Source organism: Pseudomonas sp. GM25 (genome assembly GCF_000282255.1).
GTDB lineage: Bacteria > Pseudomonadota > Gammaproteobacteria > Pseudomonadales > Pseudomonadaceae > Aquipseudomonas > Aquipseudomonas aphyarum.
Genome location: NZ_AKJQ01000006.1, coordinates 90,823 through 106,748, shown reverse-complemented (window position 1 = coordinate 106,748; position 15,926 = coordinate 90,823). Strand labels below are relative to the sequence as shown.

Here is a 15,926-nt window from a genome sequence, read left to right as displayed (position 1 = left end):
AAAGAGTGGCAAGAGAGTAGCGCAGCGCGGATCAGGCTTCACCGTCCATCCCCGGTTGCGTCTGCAACGGCAGGTGCAGGGTGATGCAGGTGCCGCGTCCGTCGATGCCGTCACCGACACTGATCCGCCCGCCATGGGCGCCGACCATGCCCTGACAGATCGCCAGCCCGAGGCCGGTGCCCTGCCCGCCCCGATCACCCCGGGCGGCGGTGTAGAACATGTCGAAAATCTTCGCCCGCTCATCGACTGGAATACCCGGCCCTTCATCACTGACCGAGAAAAACACTTCGCTGTCATCCGCCCCGGCGCGCAATTGCAGACGGCCGTGGGACGGCGAGAATCGGGCGGCGTTTTCCAGCACGTTCACCAGCGCCTGTTCGATCAGCGCGGCATGCACGAACAGCAACGGCAATTCTGCCGGCACATCGGTCGCGACCTGCAATGACGACAACACCGCTCGCAGACGATTGAGCGCACTGCCGACGATGTCCGCCGGCGACACCCAGTCCCGCGCCAGCTTCAGGGCGCCGTGGCCGAGACGAGTCATGTCCAGCAGGTTCTGGATGTAGCGGTCGAGGCGCTCGGCTTCATCGCGGGTGCCTTCGAGCAGCTCGCGGCGATCCTCCAGCGGGATCGCTTCGCCGAGCGCCAGCAGGCTGTCGATGCTGCCGCGCATCGAGGTCAGCGGCGTGCGCAAATCGTGGGACACCGAGGCCAGCAAGGCACTGCGCAGTTGTTCGGTTTCGCCGTGCAGACGCGCGGCTTCCAGGTCATCGGCCAGTTGCGCCCGGGCCAGGGCCTGAGCCAGAGGCTGGCTCAACGCTGTCAGCAAACGACGACGCTGGCCGCTCAAGGTCTGGCCTTCCTTGGCACACACACCGAGCAGCGCCAGCGGTCCGTCTTCCACCGACAGCGGCCACCACCACCAGCGCCCGAACGGCAACGTGCCGGTGCCCATGCCCGCCGGTTGATCGTGTTGCCAGGCCCAGTCGGCGGCGGCGCGCTCGGACTCCGTGAACTGCAGCGGCCCGCCGGTTTCGACTTTCCAGCCGCCCTGCCCGTCGCGATTGAGCAGACACAGTTGCAGATCGCTCCAGCCATTGAGGTGCTGCGCGGCGGCGCTGACCACGGCCTGGCGATCTGTTGCGGCGGTGAGTTTGCGCGACAGGTCGAGCAGTTCGGTGGTCTCTTCCTGGGTATCGCGCAGTGCCTGCAATTGCCGCCGCTGACGCGCCGCGAGGTTGCCGGTGAGCGCCGCCATCAGCAGGAAGAACAGCAACGTCAGCACGTCCTCTTCGCGCTGGATGCTGAAGGAGAAATTCGGCGGAATGAACAGAAAGTCGTACGTCAGAAACGACAGCGCCGCACAGGCCAGCGCCGGGCCGAGACTGCTGCGCACCGCCACCAGCAACACCGCCGCAAGGAACACCAGCGAGATGTTCGGCAACGGCAGCACGCTGGACACCGCCCACGCCAGCGCACTGGCCAACAGCGTGGCGACCAGCGCCAGTGCATAGTCGAACCACACCAACGTCGGCGCTACACGCGGGCGCGGTTGATGCTGTTCCTGATCACTGTCCAGCACGTTGATTTCCAGACCATGGGCCTGACGCAGCAAACGCGCCGCCAGCCCACCACCGAACAGACGCCTGCGCAGGCGCGGCCGCGACTGGCCGACGAGCACCAGACTCGCCCGCCGTTCAGCGGCATGCTGGATCAGGGTTTTCGCCACTTCGCCGGCCCGTAGCAACACCACTTCGCCGCCGAGGCGTTCGGCCAGTTGCTGGGCGCTTTGCAGACGCAGGCGCGATTGCTCGTCGCGCACGCTGCCGTTATCGACGTGCACCAGACTCCACGGCAAATGCCGACGCTGGGCGACGCGGCTGGCGTGACGCACCAGCCGTTCAGCCTGGGCATCGCCATCGACCCCGACCAGCAAGCGCCCGCGCACCGCTGGCGCGGCCTGACCGAGCTGGCGATAGCCCTGAGCGAGATCGTTATCGACCTGCGCGGCAGCGGTCTGCATCGCCAGTTCGCGCAGCGCGGTGAGGTTGGTCTGGGTGAAAAATGCATCTATCGCGGCGCGCGCCTGCTCCGGTACGTAGACCTTGCCTTCGCGCAGGCGCTCGAGCAGTTCGCGGGGCGGCAGGTCGATCAGCAGCAATTCGTAGGCTTCTTGCAGCACCCAATCCGGCAGGGTTTCGCGTACCTGTACACCGGTGATGCCGCGCACCTGATCGTTGAGGCTTTCCAGGTGCTGGACGTTGACCGTGGTGTACACGTCGATGCCGGCGGCGAGCAGTTCCTGAATGTCCTGCCAGCGTTTGGCGTGGCGGCTGCCGGGGGCGTTGCTGTGAGCGAGTTCATCCACCAGCACAAGCTTCGGCTTGGCCGCGAGCAGGCCGTCGAGGTCCATTTCTTCGAGCGTGACGCCACGATACTCCGAGCGCACCAGCGGCAGTTGCGGCAGGCCGCCGAGTAGCGCTTCGGTTTCGGCGCGGCCGTGGGTTTCGACCACCCCGGCGATGACTTTCACGCCCTGGCGCAGCTGGCTGTGGGCGGCCTGCAACATCGCGTAGGTCTTGCCCACGCCTGGCGCTGCGCCGAGAAAAACCTTGAGCCGGCCGCGTCCATCGCGGGGCAAGTCTGCTAACAGCGCGTCGGCGCGGCCGGAGTCACTCATGCTTGAAGCTCTCTCTTCCTGTGATCGTTCCCACGTCGAGGCGTCGAACCGTCTGCGTGGGAATGCAGCCCGGGACGCTCTGCGTCCCATCCATTACAACTTTTCCAGCGCCATGTTCAGCGCCAGCACATTCACCACTGGCGGGCCTACCAGCGGCTGTTCGATGTGCGTGTCGAGCAGTTGCTGCAGAGTCGCCACCGGCAAATTGCGCGCTGCCGCGACACGCGCCAGTTGATAGGCAATCGCGGCCGGTGGCAAGTGCGGATCGAGACCGCTGCCGGAGGTGGTCAGCAGCGCCAGCGGCACCGGGCCCTGACCGGGAACCTGCAGCTTGTTGGCGTCATCGATTACCCGAGTGGCCAGCGCCGGATTGCTTGGCGACAGGTTGCTCGCACTGCTCGACACGGTTGCAAAGGCACCGGCTGATGGACGTGGATGGAACCAGGCATCGCCGACAAAATCTTGAGCGATCAGGGACGAGCCGCGCACCTTGCCTTCGGCATCGCGCACCAGGCTGCCGTTGGCCTGCTCGGGGAAGGCGACTTGCGCGACGCCCGTAACTACCAGCGGATAGGCAACGCCGGTGACCAGGGTCATCAGCACCAGCAGGCTCAGGGCCGGACGTAACATTGTGGACATTTCAAAATCCTCGAATTCGTGCTTGAAGCGGTGTGCCCGGCACACCGCTGTTCAGGTTCAAACCAGATGCAACGCCGTCAACAGCATGTCGATCGCCTTGATCCCCACGAACGGCACCAGAATCCCGCCCAGACCATAGATCAGCAGATTGCGACGCAGCAGCGCCGCCGCACTCGCCGCTTGCACCCGCACGCCGCGCAGGGCCAGCGGGATCAGCACGACGATGATCAGGGCGTTGAAAACGATGGCCGACAGAATCGCGCTCTGCGGGCTGCTCAAATGCATGATGTTCAGCACGCCCAGTTGCGGGTAAATCGCCGCGAAAAGAGCCGGCAGGATCGCAAAGTACTTGGCCACGTCGTTGGCGATGGAAAAGGTCGTCAGCGCGCCACGGGTCACCAGCAACTCCTTGCCGATCTGCACCACGTCCAACAGCTTGGTCGGATCGCTGTCGAGGTCGACCATGTTGGCCGCTTCGCGCGCGGCTTGGGTGCCGTCGTTCATCGCCATGCCGACGTCAGCCTGGGCCAGCGCCGGGGCATCGTTGGCGCCGTCGCCGCACATCGCGACCAGACGACCGTCGTTCTGCTCGTGACGGATACGGGCGAGTTTTTTCTCCGGTGTCGCTTCGGCCAGCACGTCGTCGACGCCTGCTTCAGCGGCAATCGCGGCGGCAGTCAACGGGTTGTCGCCGGTGACCATCACCGTGCGAATCCCCAGTTTGCGCAGTTCAGCGAAACGCTCGCGGATGCCCGGCTTGACCACGTCTTTCAGATGGATCGCACCGAGCAGTTTGCCGTCGGCGCAGACCAGCAACGGGGTGCCGCCGCTCTGGGCGATCTTGTCGATTTCCCGGGACAGCGCCGGGGCCAGATCCTTGCGTTGTTGACCGAGGAAGGCCAGCAGCGAATCCACCGCGCCCTTGCGGAATACACGGCCCTGATAGTCGACACCGGACAAGCGGGTTTCGGCACTGAACGGTACGGCGGTCAGAGTTTCCGGCGAAGGTTCCGGTTGCGGATTGGTGCCGCGCAGGTACTCGACGATGGACTTGCCTTCGGCAGTTTCGTCAGCCAGCGAAGCGAACAGTGCGCCTTCGGCCAGCTCACGGGCATTCACGCCCGGCGCGGCATATACCGCGCTGCAACGACGGTTACCGAAAGTGATGGTGCCGGTCTTGTCCAGCAGCAACACGTGCACGTCACCCGCCGCTTCCACCGCACGACCGGACTTGGCGATCACGTTCAGACGCACCAGACGATCCATCCCGGCAATCCCGATCGCCGACAGCAGACCGCCGATGGTGGTCGGAATCAGTGTGACCAATAACGCCACCAGGAACACCAGCGGCAGGCTGCCGTTGGCGAAGTGGGCGAACGGCTGCAGGGTCACGACCACCAGCAGGAAGATCAGGGTCAGACCGATCAGCAGAATATCCAGCGCCACTTCGTTCGGGGTCTTCTGGCGCTTGGCGCCTTCGACCAGCGCGATCATGCGGTCAAGGGTCGACTCACCGGGGTTGGCGGTGATCTTCACCAGCAACCAGTCGGACACCAGCCGGGTGTTGCCGGTGACGGCGGAGCGGTCGCCGCCGGACTCGCGAATCACCGGCGCCGATTCACCGGTGATCGCCGCTTCGTTAACGGCCGCGATGCCTTCGATGACTTCGCCGTCACCGGGGATCATTTCCCCGGCTTCGACGCGCACCACATCGCCCTTGCGCAGGCTGGTGGCCGGTACGACCTGGAAACTGCCGTTGGCCAGTTTGCGTCGGGCGCTAAGGCCCTCGCTGCCGGCCTTGAGGCTGTCGGCGCGAGCCTTGCCGCGACCTTCGGCCAACGCTTCGGCGAAGTTGGCGAACAACACGGTGAACCACAGCCACAGGGCGATTTGCGCGGCAACGAAAGTCGGCACACTGCTGTCGGGAATGAAGCACAGCACGGTGGTCAGGATCGCCGTCAGTTCGACCACCAGCATCACCGGCGAGCGCTGCAACTGGCGCGGATCGAGCTTGACGAACGCTTGCACCAGCGCCGGACGCCACAGGGCGCTGATCGCGGTTTTCGGAGCTTCAGCCGACTTGGCAGCTGCCGCTGGTTTTGAAGCTGGAACATGCATATTCATGATGGATTCCTTAGAAGCCCATGCTCAGGTGTTCGGCAATCGGGCCGAGCGCCAGGGTCGGCAAGAAGGTCAGGCCGCCCACCAGCAAAATGGTCACGGTCAACAGGGTCACGAACAGCGGGCCGTGGGTCGGGAAGCTGTTCTGGCCGATCGGTGCGGTTTTCTTCATCGCCAGGCTGCCGGCCAGGGCCAGTACCGGGAGGATGTAACCGAAGCGGCCGATCAACACGCCCAGGCCGAGCATCAGGTTGTGGAACGCGGTGTTGGCGCCGAATCCGCCGAACGCCGAACCGTTGTTGGCACTGGCCGAGGTGTAGGCGTAGAGCAATTGGCTGAAACCGTGCGGGCCGGGGTTGCTCACCGCCGCCACCGGGCCGGGCAGGCTCGCGGCAATCGCGCCGAGCACCAGCACGCCAACCGGCATCACCAGCAGGGTGACGACCAGCAGCTGTACTTCACGGGCCTGGAGTTTCTTGCCGAGGTATTCCGGGGTGCGGCCGATCATCAGGCCGGCAAGGAACACCGCGATCAGCACGTTCAGCAACATGCCGTAGAGCCCGGCGCCGACGCCGCCGAAGATCACTTCGCCGACCATCATGTTGACCAGCGCGACCATGCCGCTGAGCGGGTTGAGGCTGTCATGCATGCCGTTGACCGAACCGTTCGACGCGGCGGTGGTGGTCACCGACCACAGCACGGTGGCGGTGGTGCCGAAGCGCGCTTCCTTGCCTTCCAGCGGTGCAGTCTGTTCGACGGCCACGTTGTTCAGCGCCGGGTTCGGCTGGTATTCGGCCCACAGCGAAGTGGCGCCGCCGATGATGAACAGCGCGAGCATGCAGCCGATGATGGCGCGGCTCTGACGCAGGTCCTTCACGTAGTGACCGAAGGTGAACACCAGCGCCACCGGGATCAGAATGATCGACGCGACTTCGAACAGGTTGCTCCACGCGGTCGGGTTCTCGAACGGATGCGCCGAGTTGACGCCGAAGAAACCACCGCCGTTGGTGCCCAGTTGCTTGATCGCAATCTGGCTGGCGGCCGGGCCGAGCGGGATCACCTGATCAACGCCCTGCATCGTCACAGCGTTCACGTATTGCGCGAAGGTCTGCGGCACGCCCTGCCACACCAGGTACAGCGCCAGCAGCAGGCACAGCGGCAGCAAGCCGTAGAGGGTGGCGCGGGTCATGTCGACCCAAAAGTTACCGAGGGTTTTGGTGGATTTACGCCCGATACCACGGCACAGCGCAACCAGTACGGCGAGGCCGGTGGCGGCGCTGACGAAGTTCTGCACGGTGAGGCCGACCATCTGGCTCAGGTAGCTGAGCGACGCTTCGCCGCTGTAGGCCTGCCAGTTGGTGTTGGTCATGAAACTGACGGCGGTGTTGAACGCGAGGGTCCACTCCTGGCCCGGCAGGTTTTGCGGGTTCAGCGGCAGGTGATCCTGGAACAGCAGAATCGCGAACAGCAGCAGGAAACCGGCGAGGTTGAACGCCAGCAGCGCCAGCGTGTATTTCTGCCAGCTCTGTTCATCCTGCGGATTAACCCCGGCGATGCGGTAACAGCCGCGCTCGACCGGGCCGAGAATCGGCGTCAGCCATGTGCGCTGGCCCTCCATCACCTTGTAGTAGAAGCGCCCGAGGAACGGCGCCGGCAGCAAGACCACCGCGAAGAATGCGAGGATCAGCCAATAGTCATAACTGTGCATAGCCGCTCCTAAGTCCGGTCCGCGCGCAACAGCGCAACCAACAGATAAATGAACAGCCCCACTGCCAGCAGCAGTGACACCCCGTCCAGAACGCTCATGGAAGATCTCCGTGTTACGGCGTATTGCCGCGTGTGGAGGCATTGTCGGAAAGGAGGCTGTAAAGGAACGAGAGCGAGGGTGCGCGCGGGGCATAAAGAAAGCGTAAAGAGTGGGTTTATGCCTTCTTTACGACGGCATCCGGCTGGCGGCGCACCTGACTGGCGCACAAAAAAGAAGCCATCAAGCCGCGAACATCCCCGATACGACAGCTTTCAGCCCATTACGACCCGCCAATACAAAATGGCACGCCCACTGCACACGCCCTTCCCCGAGCTTTCCAAACCGTTCAGGGAGCAAACGCATGAACACACAACTCAAACCCACGCTGGGCACGTTGCACCTGTGGGGCATCGCGGTGGGGCTGGTGATTTCCGGGGAATATTTCGGCTGGAGTTATGGCTGGGGCGTCGCGGGAACCCTGGGTTTCCTGGTGACCTCGTTCATGGTCGCGACCATGTACACCTGTTTCATCTTCAGCTTTACCGAACTGACCACGGCGATCCCCCACGCGGGCGGGCCGTTTGCCTACAGTCGCCGGGCTTTCGGTGAAAAAGGCGGATTGATCGCCGGACTGGCGACGCTGATCGAATTCGTCTTCGCCCCGCCAGCGATTGCCTTGGCGATTGGCGCGTACCTGAACGTGCAGTTTCCGGCTCTCGATCCGAAACACGCGGCGGTCGGTGCGTACATCGTCTTCATGGGTCTGAACATTCTCGGTGTGAAACTGGCCGCGACCTTCGAGTTGATCGTCTGCGTCCTGGCCGTCGCCGAGTTGCTGGTGTTCATGGGCGTGGTCGCGCCAGCCTTCAGCTTCAGCAACTTCGCGCTCAATGGCTGGGCTGGTTCGGACATCTTCGGTGCTCCGGCGATTGCCGGGATGTTCGCGGCGATTCCGTTCGCGATCTGGTTCTTCCTTGCCATTGAAGGTGCGGCCATGGCCGCCGAGGAAGCCAAGGACCCGAAACGCACGATTCCCAAGGCCTACATCAGCGGCATTCTGACCCTGGTATTGCTGGCGATGGGCGTGATGTTCTTCGCCGGTGGCGTCGGTGACTGGCGCACCCTATCGAACATCAACGACCCGCTGCCTCAGGCGATGAAAACTGTGGTCGGCGACAGTTCCGGCTGGCTGCACATGCTGGTGTGGATCGGCCTGTTCGGGCTGGTGGCGAGTTTCCACGGGATCATTCTTGGCTACTCGCGGCAGTTCTTCGCCCTCGCCCGCGCCGGTTACCTGCCCGCCTCACTGGCGAAACTGTCGCGCTTTCAAACCCCGCACCGCGCCATCATCGCCGGTGGCGTGATCGGTATCGCGGCGATCTACAGTGACGGCCTGATCAACCTCGGCGGCATGACCCTCACTGCCGCGATGATCACCATGGCGGTATTCGGCGCGATCGTGATGTACATCATGAGCATGCTCAGCCTGTTCAAACTGCGTAAATCCGAACCGAATCTGGAACGCACCTTCCGCGCGCCGTGCTATCCGCTGATTCCATTGATCGCACTGGTACTGGCCGTGGTGTGCCTGGTGGCGATGGCCTGGTTCAATGCACTGATCGGGCTGATCTTCCTCGGCTTCATGGCGGTCGGTTTCGGCTACTTCCTGTTGACCGGCCAATTGCGCGCCAACGCCCCGGCAGACGCCATGCTTACCGGACTGTAAACCGCAACGGGCATAACCGGCCTAGAATGGAACCACTGCGAATGCACTTCGCTCAAAGTGGTATGCAGCGTTGCACGGCGAAACCCTCGCCCGTCGACCTGCCTTTAAGGAGAGCCGTTATGCCCTGGTATGCCTGGTTGATTCTGGTCGTTGCAATCGGCTCGATCGTCGGCGGTCTGATGATGTTGCGTGACACCGCCAACAAGGTCGAACTGACCGATGAACAACGCAAGCGCGTCGCTGAACGCAATGCCGAAGCGGACATCAAGGACGCGCAGGACCGCTGAACGAAAAACCCCGCCTGAATCGGCGGGGTTTGTTTTTGTGGCGATTACTTTTCCCACTCGGCCTTGGCAATGTGCAAGCCATGCAGGCCTTTGTACGCCGCACGTTCCGGCTGGCTCCAGCCTTCGAGCAGCGCCTCGTCCAGACGATAGATTTCCACCCCGAGCGGGCGGCACACGGTCAGCGGATCCTGCGCGTCCGGCCCCCACATCGCCAATGACAAGTCACCACCCGGACAGGTCGACAACGCGCACAGCAAGTCGATTTCGGCAAAGAACTCCAGATAATCGCCCTTCTGCGCCGGGCAGGCCTTCATGAAATACAGGTCATCGTGATTCAGGCCGGTGCACTGGAAGATGTTCAGCACGTCATGCACATCGAACTCGGTCAGGCCATGGGGCAACACGGCGCGGGTCAGGTTGGAATGGCAGTGATGATGAAAATCCTCGCCGGTGAGCATTTTGTTCACATAGGGATCGCAGCGCGTGCCGAGCAAATCGTGCAGGCGCCCACCGTGTTCATCAATGCCATAGTCGGCCAGGCTGTCATCGGTGATGGTTACCAGCGGACGCAGAAAAGGCAGGTTCGACCACAACCGGTCATGGGTGCTGACATGCGCGCCCTGCAGCTGCCGGGTGCGCGCCGCCCACATCCGTTCACGCGGATCGTGTGCGTTCCACACATTGAAATCGCCCACCTGGGGCCCGACCGGTGTGGTGACACGAAACACATGCCCCGCCGGCACATGCCAGGCACGCCCGGTGCGGATCGGCACTTCGAATTGTTCGATCAGCGTGCGCCCGTCCTTGCGGTCGCGAATCCGTTCATAGAAAGGTGTATTGACCTGTAACGCCGAGCCTTTGCTGACCTGATAGGCGGCCGGGTAGTCTTTGTACATGATTCTCCTGCTCCTCAAGTGATGGCAACTTTGCAAGCTGCAACCACTATCCGTGCCAATCGTTGATGGCTGTTACGAACATGTCGGAGTCACCGGCCGTTTTTTTAGAAGTAGAAGTACAGTCACCATTCAATTTGCATTGGTTAAGATGGCGATCTTGTTGCGGAGAGTTTAAATGCGTTACTCGCAGGATCATAAAGCCCAGACCCATCAGCGCATCATCAAGGAAGCGTCCGAGCGGTTTCGCAAGGACGGCATTGGTGCGACCGGTCTGCAACCATTGATGAAGGCGCTGGGCCTGACCCATGGCGGCTTTTATTCGCATTTCAAATCGAAGGACGAGCTGGTTGAAAAAGCCCTGCAAGCGGCTGGCGATCAGGTAGCGGGCTTGTGCGAGGAGCTGTTCGCCCAGGAAAAACCACTGGAAGCCTTCATCGATACGTACCTCTCCGAATGGCACCAGACCTCTCCTCATGAAGGCTGCCCGCTGCTGACCATTTCATCCGAGCTGGGGTTGCGCGGCCAACCGAGCCCGACCAGCGACGAAGTACTCAAGGCTCGCCTGGATCAGATCGAAGGTACCCTTGAAGGCGAGAACGCCGCCGAACGCAGCATCGTCATCATGGCGACACTGGCCGGGGCGCTCCTGCTGTCACGCAGTGTCGCGGATCCTGAGTTTGCGCAGCAGATCCTCGACGTCACCCGCGAACACCTCAAGCGCTCCGAAGACTAAGCCTGCCAGCGCTTGAACAGCACGCTGGCATTGACCCCGCCGAAGCCGAACCCGTTGGACAACGCATACTCGATCGGCATCGACCGCGCCTGACCGTGGACGATGTCCACGCCTTCGCTCGCCGGATCGGGAGTCTCCAGGTTGAGGGTAGGCGGAACGATCTGATCGCGGATCGCCAACAGCGTGAAGATTGCTTCCAGACCTCCCGCCGCGCCGAGCAGATGCCCCGTCGCGGATTTGGTCGAGGTGACGGCGATTGCGTTTTGCGCACCAAACACCGACTTGATTGCAGCCAACTCACCGAGGTCGCCCACCGGCGTCGAAGTCGCATGGGCGTTCAGATGCTGCACCTGATCCGGCGTGATACCGGCCTGGGCCAGCGCCAGAGTCATCGCCCGTCGGGCGCCGCTGCCATCTTCCGGCCCGGCGGTCAGGTGATAGGCGTCAGCGCTGGTGCCGTAGCCGACCAGTTCGACCAACGGCTGCGCGCCACGCGCCAGCGCATGCTCCAGCGACTCGATCACCAGCAGCCCGGCACCCTCGCCCATCACGAAACCGTCCCTGCCGCTGTCGAACGGGCGTGAAGCGCGCTCAGGCGTGTCGTTGTAGCCGCTGGACAAAGCTCGCGCTGCGGCAAACCCGGCGAGGCTGACTCGATCGATTGATGCCTCGGCACCGCCGCACACCGCGATGTCGGCCTCACCGGCGCGAATCAATCGAGCCGCGTCACCGATCGCCTGCACGCCGGCGGCACACGCGGTGACCGGTGCACCGAGCGGGCCCTTGAGACCGTGCTGGATCGAGACATGCCCCGCCGCAAGGTTGACCAGAAACGAGGGGATGGTGAACGGCGACAAGCGTCGCGGGCCACGGCTGTCGGTGGTGCGCACCGCATCGGCGATCGCACCGAAGCCGCCGACACCGGAGCCGATGATGGTCGCGGTGCGCTCCTGAGCCTGGGATTCGGTCGGATGCCAGCCGGCCTGTTCAAGCGCCTGCCGGGCTGCCTCCATCGCGAACAGAATGAAACGATCCATTTTCTTCTGTTCTTTGGGTGGCGTGGCACGGTCAGGATCGAAACCCGCTTCGGCGTCCTCCTCCATCGTCGGCACCACACCGCCGACCCGGGTCGGCAGATCGGCAATCACCGCTTCCGGGAGGTTTCGCAATCCCGAACGCCCGGCCAGCAGGCGCTGCCAGACGACTTCGACGCCGCTTCCCAAGGGCGATACCAGGCCCATACCCGTGACAACTACTCGACGCTGATCCATATCGGGTTGACCTCTCGAGACTCAAAAAGACTTTTACTTGTAACGGCTGGCCGCCGAGCTGTGGGACAGGTTGGGCGCCATTACATGACGGGCGGCAACAAAGGCTTGCCACTCGCCCGCATCGGGCAGCGAAGGAATCGTGACGAGCTCGCCCTGATCCAGACCGGACAGCGCGGCATCGACCATCTCGCCCGCCTCCATGACCATTTCCGCCGGAATGCCGCTGGCATCAAAACCGGAGCGTTCCCAGATTTCGGTGCGGGTCACACCGGGCAATACCGCTTGCACCTTGACCCCGGTGCCTTCCAATTCGGTATTGAGCGATTGCGTCAGGCTCAACACATACGCCTTGCTGGCGCTGTAAGTGGCGTTGAAACGTTCGGGGAACAAGGCGACCACCGACGCAATGTTGATGATCGTGCCACGCCCGGCGCGGGTGAACGCAGAGGCTGCTGCGGCTGCCAGCCGGGTCAGGGTTGTGACGTTCAATTGAATCAGTTGCTCCAGCACCTCGGGATCGGCGTTGGCCAGCAAGCCATTGACTGCCACGCCCGCGTTGTTGACCAGCAGGCTGATGCCGGAATCGCTGCGCAGGCGCTGCTCAAGCTTGAGCACTTCATCCTTCTGGGTCAGATCGGCTTTCAGGACTTCGACCTGAACACCATGGGCATCCCGCAGCTTGCTGGCCGCGGACTCCAGGCGTTCCTGATCGCGAGCCACCAGCAACAGGTCAAAACCACGTGCCGCCAACCGCTCGGCATACACCGCTCCGATGCCGGAAGAAGCGCCAGTGACCAGCGCCGTGCCTTGGGATTTCGGGGAATTCATGACGATACTCCTGGAATGCGTGAGGAATGAGCGACCGCTGAAAAGCAGAGGGCTTCAGTGGCGACTGAAATTATTATAGGCATAATCTCAAACCAATATGATAGCCGTAATTTTCTATTTTCCGACGGAAAGGCTGTAGCCCTCCTGCAACGCTTGAAGGAAGCGGGAAGCAAAAAGGGCCGGTCAATGACCGGCCCCTTGGCGTTGAACAATCAGCTTAGTTCACTTTCAGCTTGTCGCGATTGCGATCCAGGATCGCCTTGCCGATCCCCTTCACTTCCAGCAGTTCATCCACGGACGCAAACGGCCCGTTTGTTTCACGATAAGCAACAATCGCTTTCGCCTTGGCCTCGCCCACTCCCGCCAGTTCCTTTTGCAATGTGGCCGCATCGGCTTCGTTAAGATCGAGTCGGGCACCTTGGGAGGGGGCTGTGACCTCCGCTGTCGAAGAGATTTCAGGCGACTGTACTGGCGCAACGGGAGCCGCGATGGCGGCAATCGAAGCGCTGGTAAGCAAAGCAAACATCAAGGAACAGAAGTAACCGATACGCATAAAGTGACGCTCCATCATCGTTTTAGAAAGCAGCCTTTCCGAAGCTGCTACCCAAACTTAGGCCATGGCGGGCGCCTGTCAAAAATGCATTCGTTACAGGATATGAGATAATTGAGGACGAGATGGATCCATGTTTGAGCTTGCGTCCTCATGACTTACAACCCTTGCCTATGATCCGTATAGAAACACTGCTCGTCATGGCGCTCGTTAGATTGCCACTGCCGACCGACTCCATCGACCCAGCAGATCAAGGCTCCAGGCGACGCTGCTGGTAGATCCAGTCAACAATTTCGCCATCAGGGGTATACCCGCTCACGGTCTCTCGTAGAAGTTGCCGCACACGGGAGTAGTCATCTTCGTCGACCGCTTCGAGCAGTTCGTGCAGTCGCCCCTTCAACACATCCCATGACAGATGATCTTCGTTTGCAGTCATGATCATCGGATGAGGAGTGGCGGCAACATTGTCACCGATCAAGAGCTCTTCGTAGAGTTTCTCCCCGGGACGCAACCCAGTGAACTCGATAGAGATATCGCCTTGGGGATTGCGTTCAGAACGAATGCTCAATCCCGATAAGTGGATCATTTTCTCTGCCAGTTCAACGATTTTTACCGGCTCTCCCATATCCAGCACGAATACGTCACCGCCCTGCCCCATCGAGCCGGCCTGGATGACCAATTGGGCTGCTTCAGGGATGGTCATGAAGTACCGGGTGATCTTCGGATGTGTGACGGTCAGCGGCCCACCGGTCTTGATCTGGCTGTGAAACAACGGGATCACCGAACCGGAAGAACCCAGCACATTGCCAAATCGAACCATGGTGAAACGGGTTTTGTTCACACGTGAGACATTGGCCTTGTCACCGAACATGACCGGCGCCACTTCCCGGCTGAGAGCCTGAAGCGTCAACTCGGCCAGTCGTTTGGTACTGCCCATGACATTGGTTGGGCGCACCGCTTTATCTGTGGAGATCAAAACGAAATTCGACACCCGTGCCTGCAACGCGGCTTGGGCGGTGTTCAGCGTTCCGATCACGTTGTTCAGCACCCCCTCGGCGATGTTGTGTTCAACCATCGGCACATGTTTGTAGGCGGCCGCATGATAAACCGTATCGACCTTCCAGGTTTTCATCACATCCAGCAGTTTGTCCTGATGGCGGATCGAACCCAGGATCGGTAACAGACGAATCGATAACGACTCCCGAGTTCCGCGCTGTTCCAGTTCTGACAGAATGCTGTAGAGATTGAACTCACTATGCTCAAACAGGATCAGCGTAGTCGGTGCCATTGCAAAAATCTGTCGGCAAAGTTCCGAACCGATCGAGCCTCCGGCGCCGGTTACCATTACGGCCTTGCCTTTGATGCAGCGCTCAAGCAAGTCCGGTTGTGCCGGCACCGAATCGCGCCCCAGAAGGTCGGCGATATCGACTTCTTGAATGTCCTCGACCCTGACCCGACCACTGGCCAGGTCCGTGAAATTGGGCACGCTTCGCACGTGCAGCGGGAATCCTTCGAGCAGATTGAGAATTTCCCGGCGCCGGGCACGGGTCGACGATGGCAATGCGAGAAGGATTTCCTGCGCGCCTGTCACATCAATCATTTGCTGAATATGTTTAGGCTTATAAACCTGAAGGCCGGATATCGAGCGATCCGAAATCCCCGGGTCGTCATCGATGAAGGCAACCGGACGCATCACGCGTCCCATGCGCAGCGCCGCCACCAGTTGATTGCCGGCCACGCCCGCTCCGTAGATGGCCACCTTGGTCAAACCATCGTCACGACTTGTAAACGGAACATGCTGCGCGGCCGTGAACCAGTCCCCCATAAAGTACTGACGCATGCACAGGCGCAAACCACCAATGATGACAAGGCTCAGCCACCAGTAGTTGAAAATGATCGAGCGGGGCACGACAACCTGATGATTGCTGTACCAATAAACGACGAGTGCCAGAACCAGTGAGGACAGGCTGACGGCCTTGATGATTGCGACGAGCGCATCGTTGCCGAAATAACGCATCACCGCTCGATACATGCCGAAACGCACAAACAAGGGGATAGCGACGCAGGGGGCACAGACAAACAGCCACAGGTGAACTTTGAACGGGTTGACCATTTCGTCCACCCCAAGTCGCACCACGAAAGCCATCCACAAGGCAGCCCAAACAAGGACGATGTCCGTGACGACTTGCAGCAATCTCTTCTGCCGGCGCGGCAACCCCAACAAAAACGGTCTCAACCTGCCCATATTGATATCTAGCACCTACGAGAACTCCCTTCAGTGGGCAACAAGATCCGGACGAATTTTACCTGCCTCGCCCCACACTTTAAACCTAACCGACATGGCCTGGGCGTGGATTCGACAGTGAACACGATGTTCCGACGAATCGGCCCGGCCTATGACCCCGGCGACCAACGAACCCGCGTTATTGGAGATTAACGCCTGGA

The 15,926-nt window shown here is 61.5% G+C and carries 13 protein-coding genes; 3 read left to right on the top strand and 10 right to left on the bottom strand.

Annotated features, from left to right (window positions below):
* Positions 1 to 31: 31 nt before the first annotated feature.
* The 5 genes from PMI24_RS02090 to kdpF all read right to left on the bottom strand — a co-directional run bounded on the left by PMI24_RS02090 (position 32) and on the right by kdpF (position 7,249).
* Positions 32 to 2,683 (bottom strand): sensor histidine kinase, encoded by a 2,652-nt coding sequence (locus tag PMI24_RS02090; protein ID WP_007950944.1) that lies wholly within the window; start codon positions 2,681 to 2,683, stop codon positions 32 to 34.
* 93 nt (positions 2,684 to 2,776) lie between these two features.
* Positions 2,777 to 3,322 carry a potassium-transporting ATPase subunit KdpC gene (gene kdpC / locus PMI24_RS02085; RefSeq protein ID WP_007950943.1) on the bottom strand — a complete coding sequence of 182 codons (546 nt, stop codon included), beginning with the start codon at positions 3,320 to 3,322 and terminating at the stop codon, positions 2,777 to 2,779.
* A gap of 57 nt (positions 3,323 to 3,379) precedes the next feature.
* Positions 3,380 to 5,446, bottom strand: coding sequence for a potassium-transporting ATPase subunit KdpB (gene kdpB / locus PMI24_RS02080; protein ID WP_007950942.1), 2,067 nt, complete (start codon positions 5,444 to 5,446; stop codon positions 3,380 to 3,382).
* Between the two features lie 10 nt (positions 5,447 to 5,456).
* A complete protein-coding gene (gene kdpA, locus PMI24_RS02075) occupies positions 5,457 to 7,151 on the bottom strand; it encodes a potassium-transporting ATPase subunit KdpA (protein ID WP_007950941.1) in 1,695 nt (564 codons plus the stop codon).
* Between the two features lie 8 nt (positions 7,152 to 7,159).
* Positions 7,160 to 7,249, bottom strand: coding sequence for a K(+)-transporting ATPase subunit F (kdpF, locus tag PMI24_RS02070; protein ID WP_007950940.1), 90 nt, complete (start codon positions 7,247 to 7,249; stop codon positions 7,160 to 7,162).
* Between the two features lie 302 nt (positions 7,250 to 7,551).
* Here kdpF and eat point away from each other — a divergent pair, with 302 nt between their 5' ends.
* Both eat and PMI24_RS28655 read left to right on the top strand, forming a co-directional pair.
* Positions 7,552 to 8,916 (top strand): ethanolamine permease, encoded by a 1,365-nt coding sequence (eat, locus tag PMI24_RS02065; RefSeq protein WP_007950939.1) that lies wholly within the window; start codon positions 7,552 to 7,554, stop codon positions 8,914 to 8,916.
* Positions 8,917 to 9,035: 119 nt separating this feature from the next.
* On the top strand, positions 9,036 to 9,203 hold the full coding sequence (locus PMI24_RS28655; RefSeq protein WP_007950938.1) for a DUF2897 family protein: 168 nt from the start codon (positions 9,036 to 9,038) through the stop codon (positions 9,201 to 9,203).
* Positions 9,204 to 9,247: 44 nt separating this feature from the next.
* Here PMI24_RS28655 and PMI24_RS02060 read toward each other — a convergent pair whose 3' ends face one another.
* On the bottom strand, positions 9,248 to 10,099 hold the full coding sequence (locus PMI24_RS02060; RefSeq protein WP_007950937.1) for an urea carboxylase-associated family protein: 852 nt from the start codon (positions 10,097 to 10,099) through the stop codon (positions 9,248 to 9,250).
* A gap of 175 nt (positions 10,100 to 10,274) precedes the next feature.
* On the opposite strand from PMI24_RS02060, the gene PMI24_RS02055 reads away from it, so the two are divergent.
* A complete protein-coding gene (locus PMI24_RS02055; protein WP_007950936.1) occupies positions 10,275 to 10,832 on the top strand; it encodes a TetR/AcrR family transcriptional regulator in 558 nt (185 codons plus the stop codon).
* Here the strand turns inward: PMI24_RS02055 and fabF are convergent.
* The 4 genes from fabF to PMI24_RS02035 form a co-directional block, all read right to left on the bottom strand.
* Complete coding sequence (gene fabF, locus PMI24_RS02050; RefSeq protein WP_007950935.1) at positions 10,829 to 12,103, bottom strand: beta-ketoacyl-ACP synthase II; 1,275 nt, start codon at positions 12,101 to 12,103, stop codon at positions 10,829 to 10,831. The genes PMI24_RS02055 and fabF overlap by 4 nt on opposite strands.
* A gap of 33 nt (positions 12,104 to 12,136) precedes the next feature.
* Positions 12,137 to 12,931, bottom strand: coding sequence for an SDR family NAD(P)-dependent oxidoreductase (locus tag PMI24_RS02045; protein ID WP_007950934.1), 795 nt, complete (start codon positions 12,929 to 12,931; stop codon positions 12,137 to 12,139).
* A gap of 217 nt (positions 12,932 to 13,148) precedes the next feature.
* The gene (locus tag PMI24_RS02040) at positions 13,149 to 13,484 is read right to left on the bottom strand and encodes a ComEA family DNA-binding protein (RefSeq protein WP_007950933.1); all 336 of its coding nucleotides are present in this window, start codon (positions 13,482 to 13,484) and stop codon (positions 13,149 to 13,151) included.
* Positions 13,485 to 13,731: 247 nt separating this feature from the next.
* On the bottom strand, positions 13,732 to 15,726 hold the full coding sequence (locus PMI24_RS02035) for a polysaccharide biosynthesis protein (RefSeq protein WP_045121627.1): 1,995 nt from the start codon (positions 15,724 to 15,726) through the stop codon (positions 13,732 to 13,734).
* Between the last annotated feature and the right edge of the window lie 200 nt (positions 15,727 to 15,926).

Excerpts from the sequence above, each read along its gene's own strand:
- PMI24_RS02090 (WP_007950944.1), bottom strand. The coding sequence starts at position 2,683 with ATGAGTGACTCCGGCCGCGCCGACGCGCTGTTAGCAGACTTGCCCCGC.
- PMI24_RS02040 (WP_007950933.1), bottom strand. The coding sequence starts at position 13,484 with ATGCGTATCGGTTACTTCTGTTCCTTGATGTTTGCTTTGCTTACCAGC.
- kdpF (WP_007950940.1), bottom strand. The coding sequence starts at position 7,249 with ATGAGCGTTCTGGACGGGGTGTCACTGCTGCTGGCAGTGGGGCTGTTC.
- PMI24_RS02060 (WP_007950937.1), bottom strand. The coding sequence starts at position 10,099 with ATGTACAAAGACTACCCGGCCGCCTATCAGGTCAGCAAAGGCTCGGCG.
- fabF (WP_007950935.1), bottom strand. The coding sequence starts at position 12,103 with ATGGATCAGCGTCGAGTAGTTGTCACGGGTATGGGCCTGGTATCGCCC.
- kdpC (WP_007950943.1), bottom strand. The coding sequence starts at position 3,322 with ATGTCCACAATGTTACGTCCGGCCCTGAGCCTGCTGGTGCTGATGACC.
- eat (WP_007950939.1), top strand. The coding sequence starts at position 7,552 with ATGAACACACAACTCAAACCCACGCTGGGCACGTTGCACCTGTGGGGC.
- PMI24_RS02035 (WP_045121627.1), bottom strand. The coding sequence starts at position 15,726 with ATGGGCAGGTTGAGACCGTTTTTGTTGGGGTTGCCGCGCCGGCAGAAG.
- kdpA (WP_007950941.1), bottom strand. The coding sequence starts at position 7,151 with ATGCACAGTTATGACTATTGGCTGATCCTCGCATTCTTCGCGGTGGTC.
- PMI24_RS28655 (WP_007950938.1), top strand. The coding sequence starts at position 9,036 with ATGCCCTGGTATGCCTGGTTGATTCTGGTCGTTGCAATCGGCTCGATC.
- PMI24_RS02055 (WP_007950936.1), top strand. The coding sequence starts at position 10,275 with ATGCGTTACTCGCAGGATCATAAAGCCCAGACCCATCAGCGCATCATC.
- PMI24_RS02045 (WP_007950934.1), bottom strand. The coding sequence starts at position 12,931 with ATGAATTCCCCGAAATCCCAAGGCACGGCGCTGGTCACTGGCGCTTCT.
- kdpB (WP_007950942.1), bottom strand. The coding sequence starts at position 5,446 with ATGAATATGCATGTTCCAGCTTCAAAACCAGCGGCAGCTGCCAAGTCG.